The organism is Bacillus sp. EKM420B (assembly GCF_011065565.1).
In the GTDB taxonomy this organism is placed as follows: Bacteria; Bacillota; Bacilli; order Bacillales; family Bacillaceae; genus Bacillus; species Bacillus velezensis.
Genome location: NZ_JAAMNX010000003.1, coordinates 64,331 through 86,803, shown reverse-complemented (window position 1 = coordinate 86,803; position 22,473 = coordinate 64,331). Strand labels below are relative to the sequence as shown.

The 22,473-nt window shown below is 48.5% G+C and carries 22 protein-coding genes; 5 read left to right on the top strand and 17 right to left on the bottom strand.

The features are described 5' to 3' along the window. Positions 1-17: 17 nt before the first annotated feature. The 6 genes from G9F48_RS10480 to G9F48_RS10455 form a co-directional block, all read right to left on the bottom strand. Positions 18-440: a DUF948 domain-containing protein gene (locus tag G9F48_RS10480; RefSeq protein ID WP_003152378.1), complete on the bottom strand. Its 423-nt coding sequence runs from the start codon at positions 438-440 to the stop codon at positions 18-20. Between the two features lie 158 nt (positions 441-598). Continuing rightward, positions 599-1,897 carry a UDP-N-acetylmuramate--L-alanine ligase gene (gene murC / locus G9F48_RS10475; RefSeq protein ID WP_003152377.1) on the bottom strand — a complete coding sequence of 433 codons (1,299 nt, stop codon included), beginning with the start codon at positions 1,895-1,897 and terminating at the stop codon, positions 599-601. A gap of 240 nt (positions 1,898-2,137) precedes the next feature. Then, entirely contained in the window at positions 2,138-4,741 is a 2,604-nt protein-coding gene (locus tag G9F48_RS10470; protein ID WP_165409460.1) for a DNA translocase FtsK, read from the bottom strand. Between the two features lie 167 nt (positions 4,742-4,908). Beyond that, positions 4,909-5,514: a YtpR family tRNA-binding protein gene (gene ytpR, locus G9F48_RS10465; protein WP_003152375.1), complete on the bottom strand. Its 606-nt coding sequence runs from the start codon at positions 5,512-5,514 to the stop codon at positions 4,909-4,911. Between the two features lie 14 nt (positions 5,515-5,528). Next, positions 5,529-6,338 carry a DUF1444 domain-containing protein gene (locus G9F48_RS10460; RefSeq protein WP_012118213.1) on the bottom strand — a complete coding sequence of 270 codons (810 nt, stop codon included), beginning with the start codon at positions 6,336-6,338 and terminating at the stop codon, positions 5,529-5,531. Between the two features lie 15 nt (positions 6,339-6,353). Further along, complete coding sequence (locus G9F48_RS10455) at positions 6,354-6,677, bottom strand: thioredoxin family protein (RefSeq protein ID WP_003152373.1); 324 nt, start codon at positions 6,675-6,677, stop codon at positions 6,354-6,356. Positions 6,678-6,874: 197 nt separating this feature from the next. Between G9F48_RS10455 and G9F48_RS10450 the strand changes: the two genes are divergently transcribed. Further along, positions 6,875-7,321 (top strand): YtoQ family protein, encoded by a 447-nt coding sequence (locus tag G9F48_RS10450; RefSeq protein WP_003152372.1) that lies wholly within the window; start codon positions 6,875-6,877, stop codon positions 7,319-7,321. 391 nt (positions 7,322-7,712) lie between these two features. Here G9F48_RS10450 and G9F48_RS10445 read toward each other — a convergent pair whose 3' ends face one another. Next, positions 7,713-8,786, bottom strand: coding sequence for a M42 family metallopeptidase (locus G9F48_RS10445; RefSeq protein ID WP_003152370.1), 1,074 nt, complete (start codon positions 8,784-8,786; stop codon positions 7,713-7,715). 158 nt (positions 8,787-8,944) lie between these two features. Here G9F48_RS10445 and G9F48_RS10440 point away from each other — a divergent pair, with 158 nt between their 5' ends. Next, entirely contained in the window at positions 8,945-9,262 is a 318-nt protein-coding gene (locus G9F48_RS10440) for a PepSY domain-containing protein (RefSeq protein ID WP_003152366.1), read from the top strand. 55 nt (positions 9,263-9,317) lie between these two features. On the opposite strand, the gene G9F48_RS10435 is transcribed toward G9F48_RS10440, so the two are convergent. The 3 genes from G9F48_RS10435 to trmB form a co-directional block, all read right to left on the bottom strand. Then, the gene (locus tag G9F48_RS10435) at positions 9,318-11,015 is read right to left on the bottom strand and encodes an NAD-dependent malic enzyme (RefSeq protein WP_024085698.1); all 1,698 of its coding nucleotides are present in this window, start codon (positions 11,013-11,015) and stop codon (positions 9,318-9,320) included. A 78-nt stretch (positions 11,016-11,093) separates the two neighbouring features. Beyond that, entirely contained in the window at positions 11,094-11,939 is an 846-nt protein-coding gene (locus tag G9F48_RS10430; RefSeq protein WP_039063468.1) for a YtnP family quorum-quenching lactonase, read from the bottom strand. 58 nt (positions 11,940-11,997) lie between these two features. Further along, positions 11,998-12,651 carry a tRNA (guanosine(46)-N7)-methyltransferase TrmB gene (trmB, locus tag G9F48_RS10425; RefSeq protein WP_003152359.1) on the bottom strand — a complete coding sequence of 218 codons (654 nt, stop codon included), beginning with the start codon at positions 12,649-12,651 and terminating at the stop codon, positions 11,998-12,000. Positions 12,652-12,837: 186 nt separating this feature from the next. On the opposite strand from trmB, the gene G9F48_RS10420 reads away from it, so the two are divergent. Further along, complete coding sequence (locus G9F48_RS10420) at positions 12,838-13,116, top strand: YtzH-like family protein (RefSeq protein ID WP_003152357.1); 279 nt, start codon at positions 12,838-12,840, stop codon at positions 13,114-13,116. On the opposite strand, the gene G9F48_RS10415 is transcribed toward G9F48_RS10420, so the two are convergent. The 4 genes from G9F48_RS10415 to thpR all read right to left on the bottom strand — a co-directional run bounded on the left by G9F48_RS10415 (position 13,117) and on the right by thpR (position 16,676). Continuing rightward, complete coding sequence (locus G9F48_RS10415) at positions 13,117-13,914, bottom strand: phosphotransferase family protein (protein WP_060562763.1); 798 nt, start codon at positions 13,912-13,914, stop codon at positions 13,117-13,119. A gap of 270 nt (positions 13,915-14,184) precedes the next feature. Continuing rightward, positions 14,185-15,114, bottom strand: coding sequence for a YegS/Rv2252/BmrU family lipid kinase (locus tag G9F48_RS10410; protein WP_138092787.1), 930 nt, complete (start codon positions 15,112-15,114; stop codon positions 14,185-14,187). Positions 15,115-15,165: 51 nt separating this feature from the next. Further along, positions 15,166-16,098 carry a hypothetical protein gene (locus tag G9F48_RS10405; RefSeq protein WP_153986680.1) on the bottom strand — a complete coding sequence of 311 codons (933 nt, stop codon included), beginning with the start codon at positions 16,096-16,098 and terminating at the stop codon, positions 15,166-15,168. A 26-nt stretch (positions 16,099-16,124) separates the two neighbouring features. Continuing rightward, positions 16,125-16,676 (bottom strand): RNA 2',3'-cyclic phosphodiesterase, encoded by a 552-nt coding sequence (gene thpR / locus G9F48_RS10400; RefSeq protein WP_012118221.1) that lies wholly within the window; start codon positions 16,674-16,676, stop codon positions 16,125-16,127. An 89-nt stretch (positions 16,677-16,765) separates the two neighbouring features. On the opposite strand from thpR, the gene cysK reads away from it, so the two are divergent. Further along, on the top strand, positions 16,766-17,737 hold the full coding sequence (gene cysK / locus G9F48_RS10395) for a cysteine synthase A (RefSeq protein WP_165409459.1): 972 nt from the start codon (positions 16,766-16,768) through the stop codon (positions 17,735-17,737). Positions 17,738-17,774: 37 nt separating this feature from the next. Here the strand turns inward: cysK and pepV are convergent, their stop codons facing one another. Next, entirely contained in the window at positions 17,775-19,166 is a 1,392-nt protein-coding gene (pepV, locus tag G9F48_RS10390; protein WP_165409458.1) for a dipeptidase PepV, read from the bottom strand. 95 nt (positions 19,167-19,261) lie between these two features. Here pepV and G9F48_RS10385 point away from each other — a divergent pair, with 95 nt between their 5' ends. After that, complete coding sequence (locus G9F48_RS10385) at positions 19,262-20,566, top strand: NCS2 family permease (RefSeq protein ID WP_070082232.1); 1,305 nt, start codon at positions 19,262-19,264, stop codon at positions 20,564-20,566. Between the two features lie 32 nt (positions 20,567-20,598). Here G9F48_RS10385 and G9F48_RS10380 read toward each other — a convergent pair whose 3' ends face one another. Both G9F48_RS10380 and G9F48_RS10375 read right to left on the bottom strand, forming a co-directional pair. Then, positions 20,599-21,759, bottom strand: a complete 1,161-nt coding sequence (locus G9F48_RS10380) for an ABC transporter permease (RefSeq protein ID WP_060562754.1) — start codon at positions 21,757-21,759, stop codon at positions 20,599-20,601. Next, positions 21,756-22,460: an ABC transporter ATP-binding protein gene (locus tag G9F48_RS10375; protein ID WP_003152339.1), complete on the bottom strand. Its 705-nt coding sequence runs from the start codon at positions 22,458-22,460 to the stop codon at positions 21,756-21,758. The genes G9F48_RS10380 and G9F48_RS10375 overlap by 4 nt, the downstream gene beginning before the upstream one ends. Between the last annotated feature and the right edge of the window lie 13 nt (positions 22,461-22,473).

Genomic DNA, 22,473 nt, shown 5'->3' with positions numbered 1-22,473 from the left:
GTGGATTTTTCTTATGATTAAAGCGATGTTTTTTTCTTTTGCTTCCACTTGTCCCATATTTCCATAGCGGCCTGGCTCCAGGTGACAACCTGACTGATCTTATCCTGATTCTCTCTTACAGAGGCCGTAACGGAACCTGCTGCCTGCTTTATGGATGTATTAAACTGCTGGACGGAAGTTCCCACTTCCTGAACAGCATGGACAACCGTATTTAATTTCTCTGATTTTTCCTGAATGTCTTCCGCGAGACGGTTTGTCTTATGTAACAGCTCGGCTGTCTCTGCGGTAATGCCTTTCATCTGTCCTTCAAGGCCGTCTAAAGTCGAGGCTACGTTTGTTAAAGTCATCTGTACGGACTTTAATGTTTTGGACAGATAGATGACGAGGATGAGAAATGCAACGGCAATGAGTGCGACGCTTAAGTAAAGAATGATGATCATCTAATACCTCCTTATAATGCAGGATATAGTGGTATATACCCAATTCTTAAAATGATAAACATATATGAAAGGTCTGTATGTATACTATTTCTCCGTTTATCGGTAAATCCCTTTTGCAGCACGTGCAAAAAAGCAGTGAGAGCCCCACTGCTTTTTTGTTACGCTATGACGTTTTCATAGGCTCTCATATATTTTTGAATGTCTCCGGCGCCCATGAAGATCAGCACTGCGCCTTCATGCGCTTTTAACACGGATGTGTCATTTTCTTCAATGAGTTCTGCGTTATCGATTTTTTCCTGAAGATCCGTGATCGTGAGCTTGCCGACGTTCTCACGGGCAGAGCCGAAAATGTCGCACAGATACACGCGGTCGGCCGCGCTTAAGCTTTCTGCGAATTCATCCAGGAATGATTGCGTCCGTGTAAACGTATGCGGCTGAAATACCGCGATGATTTCACGTTCGGGATATTTTTGGCGCGCCGCCTCAATCGTGACTTTGATTTCAGTCGGATGGTGTGCGTAGTCGTCGATCAGCACCTGGCTGCCGATCACTTTTTCATTGAATCTGCGTTTGACGCCGCCGAATGATTCAAGTCCGAGCTTAATCATGTTCACGTCTATCTCTTCATAGTGGCAGAGCGCAATGACCGCTAAGGAATTGAGGACATTGTGATGGCCGTATGCCGGGATGTAGAACGTATCGTAAAACGTATTGCGGACAAAGACGTCAAATGTCGTGCCTTCCGTATTTTTTACGATGTTTCTCGCTTGAAAATCGTTTTCTTCTCCCGTGCCGTAATAAACGACAGGCACATTGGCGTGAATTTTCGGCAGGTACTCGTCATCACCACAGGCAATGATGCCTTTGTTGACTTGAAGCGCCATGTTTTGGAAAGCATCAAACACATCGTCAATGTTGGCGAAATAATCAGGGTGGTCAAAATCAATATTCGTCATAATCGCATAATCAGGCTGATAGCTTAAGAAATGACGGCGGTACTCGCAAGCTTCAAATACAAAGTATTCGCTGCTTTCATTTCCTCTGCCCGTCCCGTCCCCGATAAGAAACGAAGTCGGCTTCGCCTGCTGCATCACGTGTGCCAAGAGGCCCGTTGTGGACGTCTTGCCGTGTGCGCCCGTTACCGCGACACTTGTGTATTTTTTCATATATTCAGCTAAAAATTTATGATATCTGATGACAGGAATCCCTTCATCGAGCGCCTTTGCGATTTCCGGATGAGAATCAGGAAATGCGTTTCCGGCGATTACCGTTAAGCCGGGTTTGATGTTATCGGCGCTGAACGGATAGATCGGGATATTTCTTTTTTCAAGGGCAGCCTGAGTGAAAATCTGCTTCTCGATATCCGATCCCTGCACCTGATACCCTGTATCATGCAGGATTTGAGCAAGCGGGCTCATACCTGTCCCTTTTATTCCAACAAAATGATAAACAGTCATAATCGTACCTCCAACAAACGTCTATCTGTTCCCCAGTATATGACGCTCATTTCATTTTGCGACCGCAGCGGGCGAAAAGCCCGCACAGCGGCGCTTCCATTTATTTTTACGTTATCGTCAGTATCTGTAACTTTCTTTTTGATTAAACCTGCCGCATGATATTTCAGCGCGTGACAGTGATGCAGTTTTGATGGTCCATCCACTATCATACCATGTTTGTGAGAAAAATGAACGATATTCTTATTCTTGAGAAATGTCAGCGGCCGTAATCAGCACTTCACGGGGTTTGCTGCCCTTCGCTTCTGAGATCATGCCTTCGGCTTCCATCATGTCAATCAGCCTCGCGGCGCGGTTATAACCGATTCTGAACCTTCTTTGAAGGCTTGAGGTGCTGGCGCTGTTTTGCTCCACGACGAATTGGCACGCCTCAGGAAACAGTTCGTCTTCTTCCTTAAGGGCGGTTCCCTGCCTGATCAGTTCTTCCTGTTCAAACAAATAAGAAGGCGGCAGCTGTTTTCTGACATGAGAGACGACGCGGTCAATTTCTCTGTCGGACACAAAGTTGCCCTGCAGGCGCACCGGTTTTCCGGTACCGTTTTCCCAGTACAGCATGTCGCCTTTTCCGAGCAGCTTTTCCGCTCCCGCCATGTCGATGATCGTTCTGGAATCTACCTGGCTTGAGACGGAGAATGCAATCCTCGTCGGTATGTTCGCCTTGATCATTCCGGTAATGACATCGACAGACGGACGCTGTGTCGCGACAAGCAGATGAATGCCGCAGGCTCTCGCTTTCTGGGCGATTCTGGCGATGCTTTCTTCCACATCGTTCGGCGCGACCATCATTAAATCGGCAAGCTCATCAATGACCACTACGAGGTACGGGAGCTTTTCGCCTGTCTTATGATCGGCCGTTAATTCATTAAAGCGGCCGATATCTCTCACACCCGAATGGGCAAACAGTTCATACCGCCGTTCCATCTCTTCCACAACCCATTTTAACGCGGCGGTCGCGGCTTTGGCGTCCGTGATGACGGGGCTGACCAAATGCGGAATTTGGTTATAAGGCGCAAGCTCGACCATTTTCGGATCAATCAGAAGCATTTTGACATCACTCGGATCCGCCTTATAAAGCAGACTGACCAAAATGGTATTGATGCAGACGCTTTTTCCCGATCCTGTCGCACCCGCTATCAACCCGTGCGGCATCTTTTTCAAATCAATGACGACCGGGTTTCCGGAAATATCGACACCGAGCGCGGCTGTAAGCGGAGACGGATTCGTCCTGAAAGCGGCGCTTCTGATCATCTGCCTTAAATCGACGACTTTGCTTACGCGGTTCGGAACTTCAATGCCGATCGTGTTTTTACCGGGAATCGGCGCCTCAATCCGAATATCCTTGGCAGATAGGCTCAGTTTAATATCATCTGCTAAGTTTGTAATTTTGTTCACTTTCACTCCGGGCTCAGGATGCACTTCAAAACGTGTGACGGACGGGCCTTGTGTGACATGAACGACTTGGGCGCGCACATTAAAGTTTTTCAGCGTAACGTTTAAAAGCTCGCGCTGTTCTTCAATCCACAATTGGTCGTCATGTCTTTGCGCCGGCGGTACGTCCAGAAGCGACAGATTCGGAAAGACATAGCTCGCTCCGCCCTCTGGCGTCTTCGTCTGCTTGTGTTTATCGCTTTTAAGCATCATGACGTTAAACGGAACATTGCGCTCTTTCGGCCGCTCCGCTTTTCTCACAGTCTGAGGCTGTCCGTGATGCTCCGTTTTTTCTTCGGCAGGCCGGGACGGGGCATCGGCCGTCTCAATGCTTACAGGTTCGGGCGCGGGGTCTGAATGCCGCTCTGCTTCATTGTACTCAGGCTGAGAGTCTGCTTCCTGTTTCGCGTCGGTTTCAGCTGATTCGGGCTTGTCTTCAGGCTGCGGCTGAACTTCCTCATCGTATCCGGGTTCTGTGTATGTATACACCGGTTCTTCTGCGGTTTCAAAAGGCGGTGCTTTTTCCGGCTCAGGCTCCTGATATTCCCCCTGCAGCGCCGCTTGTTCCTCTGTGTTTTCAGCCGTTCGGGATGCTTCATACTCAGGCTCTCTTATAGGCTGCGGGCGGGTTTGTTCATGCTCTTGTTCTTCTGTAAAGCCGGCAGACTCCGCGCTTTCGGTGTGCTCCCGCTCTTCAGCCTGCTGCGGTTCTGGTGCTGCAAACACTTGCTCTTTTGCATTCTCAGCCTCGGTGTGAAGCTCCTCTTTTTTAACGGCCTGGATTTCTTCCGTTTCTTGTTTCGCAAACGGGTCTGGCCGGTCATTCGTCTGTTTTGTTATGCCGGATGTTGTGAAGACGGGCTCTTTTTCCGTTTCCTGACCGGATTTTGGCGGAACAAATTGCTCCTCTGACAGCAATGTTACGTTCTCTTCACGCCGCTTTTCGGAAATAGGCGCTTTTTTGATGCTATGCTGAGATTGAAAGCCGTAAACCGGTGAAGGAATGGATGACGGTTTAAAGGGCTTTTTCACGGCATCAGGCTCTTTATGTGTATGCTGTTTCCGCTCGGTTTGCTCCTTCCCGGCGGCATAACCCCGGGACGGCTGGCGGCGTTCGTGCCTTTCCCGCTGTCTTTGGTTTTGCTCCGTTCGCTTATAGCCGTCCGGAACGACAGGGAAGCGGAAATTCCCTTTCGGATATTCGTAATATATTTTAGGATCTTCCATGCGCGTTAATTTGCCTTCTGGCTGATCCGGTATGTGCTGTTTCGGGATTTGGGCATGCGTGTTCGGTTCACGTTCATGCTCTTCTTCTTTTTCACCTAAAAATAAGTCAAAAAATTTATTCAGCCAACTCATGTTTAATCACTCTCTAACTCCCTTTTTAGTAGTCTGGGACGATATTTAGTATACCATTGCCGGGCGGCTCAGAAAAGATTAAGCTCCCAACTGAAGAAAGCCGTTAAGCAGGCCTGCTTAACGGCTTTCTCTCACATCATTCGATTCTGTGCGCTTATTTATGGGAGTTAGAATTGAAATGCTTCGCCGGCCTCGCGGCTGTCTTCAAGAACAAGAATCCCTTTTTCCGCCGGCGCATCCGGCAAAGCGAGTTCTTTCGCGGAGCAGATCATGCCGCTTGACGGAACGCCTCTTAATTCAGCGTCTTTAATCACAAGTCCGCTCGGCATTACCGCGCCGACTTTAGCGACGACGACTTTTTGCCCTTTGTCCACGTTCGGCGCGCCGCAAACGATTTGAAGGGTTTCCTCTCCCACATTCACTTGGCAGATATTCAGTTTATCCGCATTCGGATGTTTTTCTTTCGATTCAACGTGACCGACAACAAATTTCGGAGAAAGGTCAACCGTCAGCGTTTCTGAAACGCCGTTTCTGTTCAGTATTTCATTCACATCCTGAACGAATGTCTCAGACAAAGCGACGGGGCCGTTGTCCTCAATCTGTAAGTAAGAAGACACGTTAAAAATGTTAAAGCCCGTCGTTTCTTTTGTTTCTTTGTTAAAGATTCTGACGACATCGCCTTCTCTTTCATAGCCGATTTCTTCGCGTGCTGCATCTTTAAGAGAGATCAGAAGCGTATCTCCCACACCTTCTTTATTGTAAAAAGCGTTCATAAGAAAAATCCTTTCTAATCCTTTTTCGGCCGGCTTTTCGCCATGATAAACACAGGTTCCAGTCTGCCTTCATTATACAGAAATGAAAGGGCCGTAATCGGCACCGTGCCGCTTGCAAAGAAGCTCATGGACATTTGCCCTAAAATATCATACCCCGATTCATTTCGAATGTCAGCAAGTATTAATACATCCTGATGCGGAACGGAAATCGCCAATTCGCCTTCAGCGGCCTGCTTGTATTCATGAAGAATCGAATCATTGAGAATCCGGCTGGCGTCATAGCCGTCATTCGCCCTGAAAAAATAAAAATAATTGTCCGCAACCGTATCCTGTTTCACGACCGAAGGAAGAGAGCGGAGATTGAATGACGCCGTCTCCCTGATGCGTTCTTTTGTCCAGTTTTCTTTCTCGAGCATACGGCTGTCAATTAAGCGGTACGTCTTACCGAGATCAAGCGCGTAGTAGATTCTCGTTTCGGCCGTATGGTCATCATACACGAGCGGAATGCCGTCGCTCGTTTGATCGGGAAATGACGTGGAGCGGATGACCGGGTAGATTCCGGCTTCCTTTCCGGACATCTCCTGTCCGCTGCCTTCCATCGCCTCCATCGCTTCTGACACATAGTAGACGATTTCGTCGATCGCTTCTTCTTTTTTTGTCTCCCACTTCGCAATGATCGGCGGGAGCTCCAATGTGATGCCTTTTTTGGTCGTTTGATCCTCAACACGGAGGGTGTCTTTTTCTCTGTCAAAAAAGAAGGATCGGTTCTCGTGCTGCAGGCGCTGTTTTAATAAATCCGCCAGCTTCCTTGACGTCATTTTCAAAGCCCGTGGCCTCCTTTATGCTTTAGCAAGGGAATCGGTTAAAAATTGCTCAATTTCTTCTTTTGTTTTACGGTCTTTGCTGACGAAGCGGTTCACTTCTTTTCCGCCGTTAAACACAACAAAGCTCGGAATGCCGTAAATTTCCCATTCCGCGCATGTATCAATAAATTGATCGCGGTCTACGTAGTAATAAGTGAATTCAGGAAAGTCCGCTTCCAGCTCAGGAAGAAACGGCTCCACAAAGCGGCAGTCCGGGCACCAATCCGCTGAAAACATAAATACCGCCCAATCGTCTTGTACCGCTTTTTGCAATTCTTCCGTGCTTTCAATCTTTTTCATTGTCATTCCTCCATCTGGATTATGAGTTTTTTATATGCTGATGTTTGTCCAATTGGATCATACCAGACTGTTTACGGCAAGACCAACTATATGCAATATCATTATCATATTTCATTTGCATTATCAAGCAAGTTTCGTTTACCATTTTGCTTGTAGCCGTACGAAATTCTGAATATGCACATAAGGAGGGGCAAAAGATGCAGTTTGTCGTGTATTTAGCGGGTGAAATCCACAGTGATTGGCGGGATGAAATCAAACAAAAAGCAAAAGCGTTGAACCTGCCGATTACGTTTGTCGGTCCGATGGAAAACCATGAACGCTCAGACAATATCGGAGAAGAGATTATGGGCGTGCAGCCCGATTCTGTTTTAAAAGACGCCAGAGCTTCTGATATCAACAATTTCCGTACAGAGGTGCTGATGGAAAAAGCCGATTTTGTGATCGCCCTGTTTGGCGAGAAATATAAACAGTGGAATACCGCGATGGATGCTTCTTATGCCATCGCAAAAGGAAAGCCGCTCATTCTCATCCGCCCGAAAGAACTTCATCATCCGCTGAAAGAGCTTTCCGGAAAAGCGAATATTACGGTCGAAACCGTAAATCAAGCGATGAAAGCACTCTCTTATTTATTTGAAACAGAATAAGCAGGCCGCCTTTATGCGGTCCTGCTTACCTAAACTCACCACTTCAGTATGAATCAGTTCAAGAGGAAATTTTATGTTTGTCTTTTTTGTCATAATCATACCTCCTTGCAGAACAAATAAAAAATGCAAATGACTCGACTTTTGTGAAATCGCTGCTCATCTCAATGCTTGCAGCATGTTTTTGATTTAAAAACGTTTATCATTGCAATAAAGATTCGTGGTTGTTTATTTGGATTGGAACCATTTTGATAATAATATTGAAAAATAATATGTGTTACCTAATTCTATTTTCAATACGCTTTAATGAACTGTCTCGATCATGCGGCTTAAAACAGAATGTAAAAACAGCAGTCAATAAGTATTCAAAGGGACTTATTGACTGCTTATTTTTTTATACATTTTCTCTGATCGTTTCGACCGTCTGTTTGTCACTCGCCATGACAAGCTTAATGAGCATTTCTTTCGCCGCTGCATAATCATCGACATGGATGATAGCGGCATTTGTATGAATGTATCTTGAACAAATGCCGATGACGGCAGACGGAACCCCGCTGTTTGATATGTGGACCCGTCCGGCATCCGTTCCTCCGCCTGAAGCGAAATATTGATAAGGGATATTGTGCGTTTCCGCCATATCAAGGACGAACTCTCTCATCCCGCGGTGCATGACCGTCGTTCTGTCGAGAATGCGGAGCAGCACCCCCTCGCCGAGACGGCCGAACAGCTCCTTATCGCCGCTCATATCATTTGCCGGGCTGGCATCAAGCGCGAAGAAGAGATCAGGCTGAATCATGTTGGCCGCTGTCTGCGCCCCTCTCAAGCCGACTTCCTCCTGAACGGTGGCCCCGGCGTACAGATTGTTCGGCAGGTCTTTTCCGTGCAGCTCTTTTAATAGTTCAATGCTTAACCCGCAGCCGTAGCGGTTATCCCACGCTTTGGACAATATTTTCTTCTCGTTGGCCATCGGGGTGAACGGGCAGACCGGCACGACCTGCTGTCCCGGTCTGATCCCCATTTTGACCGCGTCCTCTCTGTCATCGGCACCGATATCAATCATCATATTTTTGATCTCCATCGGCTTTGCGCGCTGGGCATCCGTTAAAATGTGGGGCGGGATGCTTGAGATGACGCCGATAATCGGTCCGTTATCCGTCTGCACCTCGACGCGCTGGGCAAGCAGCACCTGGCTCCACCAGCCGCCGAGCGTCTGAAATCTCAGCATGCCGTTATCCGTAATCTGTGTCACCATAAACCCGACTTCGTCCATATGCCCGGCTACCATAACGGTCGGCGCGTCTTCAGCGCCGCGCCTTACTCCGAAAACACTTCCGAGTCTGTCCTGCACGATGTCATCCGCATATTTCGCAAGCTCCCGTTTCATAAAGGAGCGGACCTGATGTTCATTCCCCGGTGCGCCGGGAAGCTGCGTCAGCGTCCGGAAAAGCGTTTTCGTTTCCTCATTCATATTTTCCCCTCATTTCTATGTAATGCTTTTATTTTATTAGAAAAACAACTGTTTTCCAAGCGCTCAGATTGAATGGGCTGTAAAACCGCCGCTTTACTTAACACCGTCTGGCATCTTCTGTATAATAAAAACTACGACATAATTGGAGGTGCTTCATATTGAAATTACGTCATTTTCTCTTAGGTGCAGGAGTCGGATTATGCGCTGCCATCGCAGTGAAAAAGTATGCGATGAAACCTTATATCTCTTCAGAAAAAGCGCTCCGTATCGTGAAAGCGGCTTTTAAACAGCGCGGGCCGATAGACGGATCATGGATTTACACAGAGCCCGAGCCCTACCAGGTAAACGGAGAAACCATCCAGGTATACAAAACCGGCGTGACACGTTCGGCATTCGGCGAACTGGAGCAATATGAAGTTATGGTCAATGCAAAAACAGGCCAGATTGTCGATGTCATTGATTCTGTCGCCTCATAATTCGGACAAGCAAAAAATAAAGCCCAAAACCATCAGCGTTTTGGGCTTTATTCGGTTACATCGGCCGAATTCGTTTATATACAGGGTTCCACATCGCGTCCTGCACCGCTTGGATCAGATCCTCGGGTTCCGTTTCCGCTACACCGTCCTGAATCGCAGCTTTAGCTACGGCTACCGCCACTGTTGCCGATACCGTCCTGAGGTCCTCCACTTTCGGAAGCATCGGCGCTCCCGGCTTGCCGACGTCCACCATACCGGCGATGGCATTCGCGCAGGCAACGAACATATTGTCCGTAATGAGCCTTGCTTTTGTCACAATCGTGCCGAGCCCGAGTCCCGGGAATACGAGCGCGTTGTTCGCCTGTCCGATATGGTAGGTAACGCCGTTATACGCAACAGGCGGAAACGGACTTCCCGTTGTGACAAGCGCGCGGCCTTCCGTCCATTTAATTAAATCTTCAGGTTTTGCTTCTGATAATGTCGTCGGATTTGACATCGGCAAAATAGCCGGCCGTTTGACATGTGAGGCCATTTCTTTGACGATTTCTTCCGTAAATGCGCCTGAGACGGTGGATGTGCCGATCAGGATCGTCGGCTTGGCCTGACGCACCGTCTCCGCCAGATCAATTGATCCGCCTTCACCGCTGCGGCCGTACTCTTTCACTTCATCAGCAGGGCGGGCGTACGGAACCTGAAAATCACGCAAGTCCTTCATATCATCCGTCAACAATCCGTTTCTATCGATACACCAAAAGCGGCTGTATGATTCTTCTTCGCTTAATCCGTCATGCACCATAGCTTCGCGCAGCTGCTCAGCAATTCCGATACCGGCCGTTCCCGCGCCGAAGACGACGACTTTATGCTCTTTTAAAGGCACTTTTGACGCTTTCGCACACGCTAAAACAGCTGCAAGTGACACCGCGCCCGTTCCTTGAATGTCATCGTTAAACGTACAGACTTTATCTTTATACCGTTTTAATATGCCGCGGGCGTTAGCCGTACCGAAATCCTCCCAATGAAGCAGCGCATTCGGGAATGTTTCCCGGGCAAGCGAGACATACTCATCAATAAAGCGGTCATATTTCTCGCCGCGCACTCTTGAATGCTGGTTTCCGACGTACAGCGGGTCATTTAAGAGGCTTTCCTGATTTGTCCCGGCATCTAATACGACCGCAAGCACTCGTGACGGATCAATTCCGGCGGCTGCCGTATACACCGCGAGTTTTCCGACAGAAATGGCGATGCCGCCGACGCCCCAGTCACCGATTCCCAGAATACCCTCCGCATCTGTGGCAACGATTAAGTCAATGTTTTCATTTTTTCCGAACTGCTGAAATGCGGCGCGCATTCCTTCAGGATCATCTATTGACAAATACAGACCGCGGGGTTTTCTGTACTCGTGGCTGTAACGCTGGATCGCGGTGCCGACGGTCGGCGTATATACGATCGGCAGCATTTCGCCTAAATGATCATTTAACAGCCTGTAAAATAACGTTTCATTCCGATCATGGAGAGCGGTCAAGTAGACATTTTTGCTCAGCTCATCAGGCTGCGAACTGAATTGTTCGTAGGCCCGCCTCGCCTGCTCTTCGATTGTCAATACTTTCGGCGGCAGAAATCCCTCGAGCCCGAGTTCCTTTCTTTCCTCCTGTGTAAAGGCCACCCCTTTATTTAAAAAAGGCGTAGAAAGCACTTCTAATCCGCGCAAAGTTGTTTTGATTTCTCCATCTTTCGTCACTTGAAATTGATTCACCTGTCTCTTCCTTTCAAAGCAATTTGTCTTAGGTTTGCTTTTATTCCCGAAATTCATACAGGTAAATCATCGATCCGCCTATTTTTTCTCCCGTCTGACAGATGCAGCCACTTCGCCGTCTTCTCCCCATTTTACCGCTCTGTAAATCGCATCGTGATAGAAGATCAGCCAGGCGTCTTTTTCTGCCGCGAACGTCTGCCATTTCTGCTTTTCTGGAATGGAGGTCATCGGATAATCATCGTATGCCAGCACCCATAGCGGATTTTTATGCGCATTCGTCGGCATCAGGTCGGCAAAATGCACAGCCGTCTCCCCGCCGTCTTCTAAGACGATGACGCTGTGGCCGTCGCTGTGGCCGCCGGTGTGGTGCATCGTAATGCCTTCTGTCAGCTGATACTCGTTCTCAAAGGTTTCGACCTGATCTTGTACCGCCTCCCAATTTTCTCTCCAATATGTATTTTTCGATCTGATATTAGGGTTTCTCATTTCGCGCCACTCTGTTGCAGAAGTGATAATGCGGGCATTCGGGAAAACAGAGACAAGCTCCTCTCCGCTGTATTCCGTCAAGCCGCATGCATGGTCAAAATGAAGATGGGTCATCGCCGCAATATGAATGTCCTCACAGGAAAGCCCGAGTTCACGAAGAGAGTGTTTTAAATTGGATTCCTGTGTTACACCGTAATTCCTTTTTTGTTTATCAGAAAATTTCCCTCTGCCGATACCCGCGTCAACCAATATATTCAGGCCGTTTGTTCTGATCAGAATCGGGTCTGTTCTTAATTCAATCTGGTTTTTGTCATTTACGGGGTATTTTCTCGACCATAAAGGCTTCGGGACAACGCCGAACATCGCTCCGCCGTCCATATGCGTTACACCGCCGTCCAGCCATGTTAATGAAATATTCCCAATATTCAATGTCTCCATCTTGATCCCTCCTGATGTAATGGTAGCAAATGGCGGCATAAAAAAACAGACTCCCGCATCAGAGTCTGTCTTTTGTTCTCCATTCAACTTCGGCCCGGTAAATCGGCTGGCCGAGCGCGGAGAATTTTTCTTCGTATTCTGTCATAATATTGCCCTTCGGATCGCTGTTGTGCAGATCAAGACTGACTTCCGTCAGAAGCAGGCCGTATTCGGAAAAGCTTTTCAGAGAGTATTCGAATAAACCGCGGTTATCGGTTTTAAAATGAATCTCACCTGTTTCGCCCATCACTTCTTCGTATTTTTTCAAGAACGTTTTAAATGTTAAACGGCGCTTTTCGTGACGGTTTTTCGGCCACGGGTCAGAAAAGTTTAAATATACGCGCTTGATTTCGCCCCGTTCAAATACGTCATTCAGTGTTTCCGCGTCTATATTTAACAAACGGACATTGTGAGCCCCGCTGTCCTTTACTTTTTGGACGGCAGTGACGATGACGCTTTTAAACAGTTCGATCCCGATATAGTTGATATCCGGATTCTGCTTGGCCATTCCTGAAATGAACTGCCCTTTTCCCGTACCGACTTCAATATGGATCGGGTTGTCATTGCCAAAGACCGTGTTCCACCGCCCTTTATACTGGGCCGGATCACTGATGGCGATGTCAGCGTTTTCTGCCAGAAAATCATTCGCCCAAGGTTTATGGCGCATTCTCATATGATTGACACCTCTATCTATAATTTCGAGTAACAACATACCATGAAACATAAAGAGCCGCAAGCGCCTTTTAAAGGCGCCGGCTGCATAAAAAAAGAGGCTCCCCCGGTCCGGAACACTCATGTGATGCATAAAACCGCACCGCTTTGCACAATGTATGACACAGAAAGGATGTGTATATGAATCATGGGCTTAACAAGCGAACATCAGGTCCGGTTATTAAAGGACATATTGGCCGACCATCAATTGGATTGCTGCGGCACGGTTGCCGAGTATGAACAGCTGGAGCGCGTCATCAAATCACTGATGGCCAACACCGGGCTTGATTCAAATATAAAAAACGTGCTCGAGGACGTCTACCGCTACAGCCAGTCCGGCATCACGGCCGATTCCATCGACACGCATATTCAGGAGCACCAAAACCATTTGTCCCAATGGGTGGAGCAGATGGATTCGTACTCCTGACTACTTGACAATCCGCTTCATCAGGGCATGAAGCTCTTCCATGGCATCATGATACGCTTTGTCGTTTCCTTTTGATTTGTGCCAGGCGATGAAGGTGATGGTCTCCGATAACATGTACCACGCCATCCGCAGCCGAAGCCCTTCCGTGAGCTTCATGCCGTACATCCCAAGCCAGCTGTCCCACGCTGGCTCTTCGACGTAATGATACAATAAAGGGCCGAGATCCATGGCCGGATCGGCTATCATAGCGCCGTCCCAATCTATTAAATACAGCTGGTTGTCTTCTGACAGAAGCCAGTTATTATGATTCACATCACAATGGCAAACGACTTTTTCACCGAATTGCACCTGATCCACATGAGCTTCCAAATAAGCAAGGCCTTCCTGAATAAGCGGCGAAAATTGCCGCACGGCAAAGACGGCCTGCTTCAGCTGCGTCAAAAGGGCGCCCGGATCAAGCGGTTCTTTTCCCAATCTTTTCAGCATGTCGAGCAAAGCTTTTGATGTGTGGATTTTGCGGAGCAGCTCAGCCACCGGGCGTCCGCTCATATCCTTTGCCTTCAGCTCCCTGCCCGCCATCCAATGCTGAGCCGTAATGACGTCTCCGTTTTCCATCCGTTTTGTCCAAACCAGCTTCGGAACAATGCCTTCGGCGGATAACACGGCTAAAAAGGGCGAGCTATTACGTTTTAAAAAAAGCTGTTGGCCGTTATGTTTCGCATAATATGCATCTCCTGTAGCTCCTCCGGCGGGGAAGATCTCCCAATCGCTACCTAGTAATTGTCCCAACCAGTTCATATCAATGTTCAACCCATCATTTCTTAAAATATTTTAGAATAGGCCTCCAGCCTTTCTCTATTGGCGGAGCGGCCTGTCATAAACAATTTCATGAGAATAAAAAAGACAGCTATTGAGAGTCTCATATGCTAATCAATAGCCGTCCTATAAATTTTAGCGCTACAGCACAAACTTCGTCAAGCAAAACTAGCAAGAACACCTGTGAATTCTGAAGATTTATGCCGCGAACCGCTCTTTGCCGTGAAACATTTGACGGGTTTCATTTGTTTATTATGTTTTTATTTTCAACGGCGCGCCGCCCGGCATAAGCCGAAACGGCGTCGTTCCGATCAGCTCGCCGTCAGCGTGAAACGGAATTTTCCCATCTGTTTCAAAAACGAATTCCTTCCCCTTTATCATCGTCACTCCGTCCATTTTGATATGCCGGCCGAAGCTCATCGCCCATAAAAAACGATACAGCGAGAAAAAGGACAGGTTTTCTGCAATGACAATATCAAAATGGTTTTGACGGGGATTTGCTGAAGGCGCCGCTTTCATGCCGCCTCCGTAATAAGGATGATTAGCCGCAATGACAAACCAGACATTGCGGAATTCACGCCTCTGGCCGTCTGCCGTGCAAACAAATCTGAACGGCTGAAACCCCGAGGCCGTATGTAAATGCGCGAGCGGGTAAATCACAAAACCGAGACGCAAAAACCGAAGAACGCGCGATAACGGAAAATTCGCGGCTGCCTTCAAAACTGAGGCATCGAAACCGACAGACAGGTGGTTAATAAAATAAAGTGATTGCGCTTTGTCATGAAAAAAGTTGATGTTTCCCGCAAAAAATTTCCGTGTGAGCGGGCGGTGCAGACTTTTGATTTCTTGGAGGAGCGCCGACTTCTTAATACCGAGCCCTTTGGAAAAGTCATTGTACGAACCGGCGGGCACAAAGGTCAGCTCAATCTGATCCGTTCCTTTCAGTCCGTTAATGACTTCATGCATCGTCCCGTCACCGCCGATGACGAACAGCCGCTTAAGCTTATGATCCTGCATCATTGAAATCTGTCTCGCCAGCACCTCCGCATGTCCGGGATGCCCGGTCAAAAAAGAGCGGTGGCTGACCCCGCGCCTGGTCAGCTCTTTTTGAACTGATTTCCAGACACGCCGGCCCCGCCCGCCTCCTGAGACCGGATTAATAATAAAAAACCATTGACTCATCGTTTGTTTCACCTGCTTCATAGATGAAGAGACAGCCGGCAAACGTCCGCTTTAATCAAGCCATTCCTGTCTCCGGCTTGAATCGCTCAACCCGTAAGACAAAAGAGCCTTCGCCGCCTTCAGCTGGTGGTGCTTGATCGGCGCCGTATTTTTCTGCTGCTTTTCCAGCCACCCTGCGGCAGTCCGTTTATCAGCTATTTCCAGCCCGTACGGCGGCTCCGGGTAATCAATATAAGACGTTCTGCTGAGCAAAAGCTTCCGCACGGGAATGTCGGCCTGCTTTTCTTTTATGATTTGCGAAACGACCGAGCCCGTCCGGTGCAGGCTGAGAGACGGATTCAATACTTGGCGCGTGCTGCCGGAGCCTCTTTCTTCCCAAAAACGGTGTTTTGATCCGATATATACGCTGTCCTCTTCTGCTTCCATAAAAGCGGCGCAGAAAATCTCCAGCGGCGAGATGATGATAATGCTCAGTTCGACGGACGCCTGCTGAATTTGCAGAACCGGATGATACATCACAAAATAGGAATCGGGCAGCTTTTGAGCCAGCATTTTTAACATCCTGTCCCTTTTGACCGCCTGCGAAAGCTCAGACTTTTGAGAAAGCGTGGAGCTCGCCCATTTTAATTGAAAGTCATACAGCTGATCTTTGAAAAAAGGCGCGAGCTCAGACTTTTGAGACGGAAGATTCCCGAACAGCGCCTCTTCTCCCTCCGGTTCATCAAACCATTGGTGCCTCTTTTCATTTATATCGGCCGTATTTTCTTCTTTTCTCTTTTTTAAGGAAAATTTTTTCCTGGCCGGCGCTTGATCGGTTTCCCCGCCGGCAGCCGTTTCCGTTTCCGTTTCTTCCGTTATCCGGTCAAACGCTTCAAGAAGCGCCTCCCAGCGTTCTTTCTTCAGCCGGATAAACTGGTTCATATAATGGTATGGATCAAGTTCATATCTGGATATGCAGTCGTGAATTTTGATGATCTGTGCCATGTGATTTCTCCACTCCGAATATTTGTTTATGTCAATTGAAACTGTGCGATTTCTTCGTATTTAGGCGACCGGTCAAGATGGGTCTGAAACAGGGAAAACCGGCTGACGGCACTTTGCACCCTGCCGCTTTCAAACGGCACATCGTCAGGAAACGGCCGGTCTCCCGCCCACTTCCGCGCCATCGTCATATGAGGGTGATACGGCCGTTTTTCCACTTGAAAACCGGCTTTCAAAACAGCCTGTTTTGTTTTTTCCCGCAAATCAAAGAGCAGTTCATTCCGTTCGGGCTCAAGGTGAAGCACTCTCGGCTGTCTGCGGTCGCCGAAAATATCCAGATGCTGAAACTGTACGGTAAACGGCTGCGCTGCCGACGCAGCATCTGCGAGCAGAGACGATAATTTCGCAAGCCGTTCTTCATCCGCGGCTCCGAGAAAAATGAGCGTAATATGATAGTCATGCGGGTGCACCCATTTTTTGAATGATAACGCCGGCTCCTTTTTGGCTGCTTCCCAAATCGGTTCAGCAATGTCAGCCGGAATCGGAATGCCGATAAAATAATGCGGCAATGAAGCTTTCATACGAGGATCTCCCCCTCTTTGGTTATGGTGTTATTATAAAACGGATAAGCGGAGAGGAGAACCCTGTCCGCTCATTATGATAGGATATTATGTACCGAACGTTTTATACAGAAAGGAATGAGCCGGCCTTGAAAATCGCAAACAGCACGGCGGAGCTGATCGGCGGCACACCGATCGTAAAGCTCAATCGCCTTCAGCCAGAACATGCAGCACAGGTCTATTTAAAATTAGAATCGTTTAACCCGAGCGGCAGTGTCAAAGACAGAGCGGCTTACAATATGATCATTGAAGGGGAAAACAGCGGGCATTTAAAACCCGGCTCTGTCATCATCGAACCGACAAGCGGCAACACAGGCATCGGCCTGGCGATGAACGCGGCGGCGCGCGGCTACAAGGCAATTCTCGTCATGCCTGACACGATGACGAAAGAACGCATCAACCTCCTGAAAGCGTACGGCGCGGAGGTTGTGTTAACATCGGGGGCGGAAAGAATGCCCGGCAGCATCAAAAAAGCGAAAGAACTCGCCGAACAGATTCCGGGAAGTTTTATCCCGATGCAATTCGATAACGGCGCAAATCCAGATGCCCACCGAAAAACGACCGCCATTGAAATCTATCAGGCCGTTCAGCAGCTCAACAGACCGCTCGGTGCTTTTGTGGCAACGGCGGGAACGGGCGGAACCATTACCGGAACCGGAGAAACGCTTAAAGAGCTTTTTCCGGATATGCTTGTTCATGTCGCCGAGCCTGCGGGATCCCCCGTCCTGTCTGGCGGAAAACCCGGCGCTCATAAGCTTGTCGGGACAAGCCCCGGATTTATTCCCGGCATACTGAATCAGGACGTTTACGATGAAATCATGAAAATATCTGATGAAGATGCGTATACGACAACACGGCGTCTGGCCCGGGAAGAAGGCATACTCGTCGGCCCGTCTTCAGGCGCCGCCTGCTTCGCCGCCATTGAAACCGCCAAACGCCTCCCTTCCGAACAGATCGTCATCTGTATGACGGCCGATACGGGAGAACGTTATTTATCAACGGATTTATGGTCATTTGAATGATAAAAAGGGATGCCGCTTTCGGCGTCCCTTTTTATTATCACTTGGCAAGCTCATAAATGGCTTCGGCATATAAAGCCGTTGACCTGAGAAGGTCATCGATTTCAATGTACTCATCCTTTTGATGCGCGCTGTCAGGCCGGCCGGGGAACAGCGGCCCGAACGCGACGCCCGCCGAAAGGGATCTCGCATACGTTCCTCCGCCGATTGAAATCAGATCCGCTTTCTTTCCCGTTTGTCCTTCGTAAACCTTTTGAAGCGTCTTTACGAGCGGATGATCGGCAGAAACGTGGTGCGGTTTGCTGTCTTTAAATTCTTCAAGCCGGAATTCTTCAGCAGACGTAAAAGCATCACGGATGACTTTGCTGTCTGAAGTGACGGGATAACGGATGTTGATGCCGAGTTCTCCTTCCTCACCCTTTCTGTATGTAAAGGTGCCGACATTCAATGTAAGCTCTCCGCTGATGTCATCCCTGCAATCAATTTTCAGCTTTTTGCCTCGTGTATCATTTGAAAAATAGTCACTGACGGTTTTGACAAAGCGCTTTCCGGCTCCATCCAGCTCTGTTCCGTTAAGGCATTCAGCAAGCTTTAAGCCGGCATTGACACCATTATCCGGTTCCATCGCGTGGCATGATTTTCCGTACACCCGAAGCGTCAGTTTTCCATTTTCCGAAACTGCTTCACCTTGTGTTTTTGACTGCTCAAGCCATTTGCTGAAATACGCGTGCACGGCATCAAGACCGTTCCCTTCAATAACCGCTTCAGCCGCATCCGGCACCATGTTCAAACGCAGTCCTGAACGGAATGACAGAAGCACGTTTTTTGCGTCTTTGTCAGAAGCGCTTTTTACAATGCGCAGTGACGCATCTATAATTCCTTTTTCCGCGTTAATGATCGGAAAATCTGCGTCAGGAGCAAAGCCGATGTCAGGCATTTTTTCGTGTTTGAAGTAGTGATCCACGCATCTCCAATCACTTTCTTCATCCGTTCCGATGATGATTCTCACGCGTTTGGATAAAGAGAGCTGCATGTCTTTGACGATTTTCAGCGCATAAAACGCCGCCATTGTCGGCCCTTTATCATCAATGGCGCCTCTGGCATATATCCGGCCGTCCCTGATATCGGCTGAAAACGGATCGCTCGTCCAGCCGTCTCCGGGCGGAACGACATCGACGTGGCACAAAACGCCGACGATTTCGTCACCCGTTCCCCATTCAATATGGCCCGCATAGCCGTCAAGATTCTTTACGGTGAAGCCTTCTTTTTTACCGAATTCCAGCAGTGACGTCAGGCTGGCATTGACGCCTTCTCCAAACGGCCGGCCGGGACCGGCTGTTGATTCGTCCATTACGCTGTTGATCTGCAAAAACTTCTGCGTGTCACGGATCAGATCTTCTTTGTTTCTGATGACTTCAACTTCCCAGTTCATCACAAATCCCCTTTCTTGATAAAGACTTGCAAAATGTCGATAAAACGAATAATATAGATGATGTTTTGAAAAAATGTTCGTCATTGGAGGTACTTATGTTTCATCTCGACAAGCATCAAACGACAATAAAAAGAGAAATTACCGCGGGTTTGACCACCTTTTTCACAATGGTGTATATCATTGTCGTCAATCCGGTGATCCTTTCCAATGCGGGAATTCCGTTTGACCAGGTGTTCACCGCGACGATTATCGCTTCCATTGTCGGAACTTTATGGATGGCTCTCGCTGCGAATTTTCCGATCGCCATTGCCCCCGGCATGGGCTTAAACGCGTATCTCGCCTTTCACGTTGTCGGCACAGGCAGCGGCATTACGTATCAGACGGCTTTCAGCGCCGTTTTTATCGCGGGAGTCATCTTTATTATTTTATCGTTAACGCCTTTAAGAAAACAACTTATAGAAGCGATTCCGGACAATTTAAAATACGGAATTACGACCGGCATCGGCTTATTTATCGCTTTTATCGGCTTACGCCAATCCGGAATCATCACGGCTGATAAATCCAATCTGGTCGCACTCGGCGATCTTCATTCGCCCGCCGTCATTTTAACGCTTATCGGACTTATCATCAGTATCGTGCTGATGGTGCTGAATGTAAACGGGGCTCTGTTCATCGGAATGGCGCTGACCGCCGTCATTGCCTTTTTGACCGGACAGATCCATTTTGCGAAAGGGTTCGTTTCATTCCCGCGCCTGCCGGAGGGGCTTTTGATCACAAATCCGTTCGGAGCCCTCGGGGATGTCGTGCATCACGGTCTGTACGCCGTTGTGTTTTCTTTTCTTCTCGTTACGATTTTTGACACGACCGGCACCATGATCGGTGTCGCCGAACAAGCGGGATTGATCAAAAACAATCAGCTGCCGAATGCCAGAAGAGCGCTGTTGGCTGATTCGACCGCTACGACGGTCGGAAGCATCTTCGGCACCAGCCCGACGACCGCGTTCGTTGAATCTTCAGCAGGTGTGGCCGCCGGCGGAAGAACGGGTCTGACGGCGCTGACGATTGCCGTTATGTTTGCCGTTTCCATGTTTTTCAGCCCGCTTGTCAGCGTCTTATCGGAAGTGTCCGCGATTACGTCACCGGCTCTGATTATTGTCGGCAGCCTGATGATGGGTGCTGTGTCGAATATCCGCTGGAATGAGCTTGACGAAGCGTTCCCGGCCTTTCTCGTCATTTTGGCGATGCCTTTAACGTCCAGTATTTCAACCGGAATCGCACTCGGCTTCATTTCATATCCGCTTGTTAAAGCAGCTAAGAAAAAATGGCGCGAAATCCATCCTCTAGTCCTCATCTTCGCCGTGCTGTTTTTTATTCAGCTTTTTATTTTGAACGGACATTAAGAAAAATCCCTTTCCTTTTCGGAAAGGGATTTTTACATATAAAGAACGGAAAGAATCGCGGCAATGAGACACCAGGCGGAACAGATGATTTGGATGACGGTTAATGCGCTGTTTCGCGCCCGGAAATAGTCATCGCTGTCTCTCTTGATACCGCTTAAAACCGGTTTATCCGTGATCCGGTCAAATAAAAGTGACGCGGCATAGCGGCTGACGATCGCAAATAAAATAAGGACTGCCGGCTTCACTAAGAGCGGAAGAACGAGAATAAGAGCCGTAAAAGCCGCGGTTAAAAGGTAAAGCTGCCGGAGATACCCGCCGTTTCGGATCAGCACTTTAAAAAACAATTCTTTCCACGCCGTATACGCCGACCGTTTTGTAAAGATGTGCTTTGAGCCGGGATATAAAAACGGCTTGTTCCGCCCTTTATTTTTACCATTCGGGAGCTGCACATCATGGCTGAGCATCAAAACTGAGGCGGCGAGTGAAAGCTTCCGCCTGTTCTCCTCAAGCACTTCTTCCTCAAAGGCTGATAATGTCTCCGTCCCTTTCCAAGTCAAAAAAGCGGAACAGATGAACAATATACATCCCGCCGGCCAAAGCCAATACCATTCGGCGGCAAAGGTGATCATAAAAAATGCACCCGCCGTCAGAACCATCACTTTCAGCCAGCCCGCCGCCTGATTCCCGAATGTCCGCCTGCTGTTTTTTCTGTGCCGGTGCACCGCTAATATCGCGGTATGGAAGCCGAACAGACAGCAAAACATACCTGAATATGCCGGTAAGGTACAGTCACCGTACTGGCGCCATAAGGGAAATAATAATACGGCAAGCGCACCCCATTTGATAAGGGAAAGGAACATCGAATACAAAAGCGCGTACCGTTTCAGCTTTTGCATCAGATGTTTTGCATGCACCAAAAACACGTGATCCGCTTCCAGCAAAAAGGTATGAATAAAACCCGTGCACAACAGCAGGGCACTGAATACATACAGCCAGCCCCATCCCAATACTCCTGCAGCTCCACTAAGAAGCCCCCTGCCGTTCAGCCATTCAGCATATTGATAAACAGCAAATGCGGCAGCGGGAAGAACGATATACAGCGCGACCGTCCAATCAATGACCGTCTGAAACACCTTCCATTGATACCGCCAATAATGAAACAGCCTTTGAAAAAACAAAGCCCGCCCGGTCATCGCTGACTGCTCCGAACCGCTGAATAAAAGCAATCCAGCAGTGAACGGCTCCCCGTTTTTTCCTGAAGCTCCTCTAACGTGCCTTGAAGAAGCAGAGCGCCCTGATCCAGCAAATAAAATCGGTCGCAGATTTTTTCCGCCGTATCCAGAACATGCGTGCACATCAAAATCCCCGCGCCCCTTTCTTTCTCAGCAATCAGCATGTCGGTAAACAGCTTTGTTGAGATCGGATCAAGTCCGATAAAAGGCTCATCAATGATGTAAATATCCGGCTTCGCCAAAAATGCCTGTATGAGCATCAGCTTTTGCTGCATCCCTTTTGAAAAACCGGAAGGCAAATCATGTTTTACAGACGTCAGCGAAAACTCTTCAAGCAGCCGCCCTGCCCGCTCACGGCACTCTTCCCCTTCTATACCCCGCAATGACCCGGTCAGCTCGAGGTGCTCCCAAAGCGTCAGTTCATCGTAAAAACTCGGACGCTCCGGTATGTAAGCATAAGATGAATCATTCCACTCAATACCGCCTTCTATATCCCGGGACAGCCCGAGAACCGCCTTTATCACTGTACTTTTCCCCGCGCCGTTCGCTCCGATTAAACCGGAAATTTCACCAGCGTTGACTGACAGAGATACATTCGAAATCACCTTCGGCCTGTCAGCATAACCGGCGCAGACAATGTTTGCATTCAATAATTCTCCCAAACTTCTCACTCCC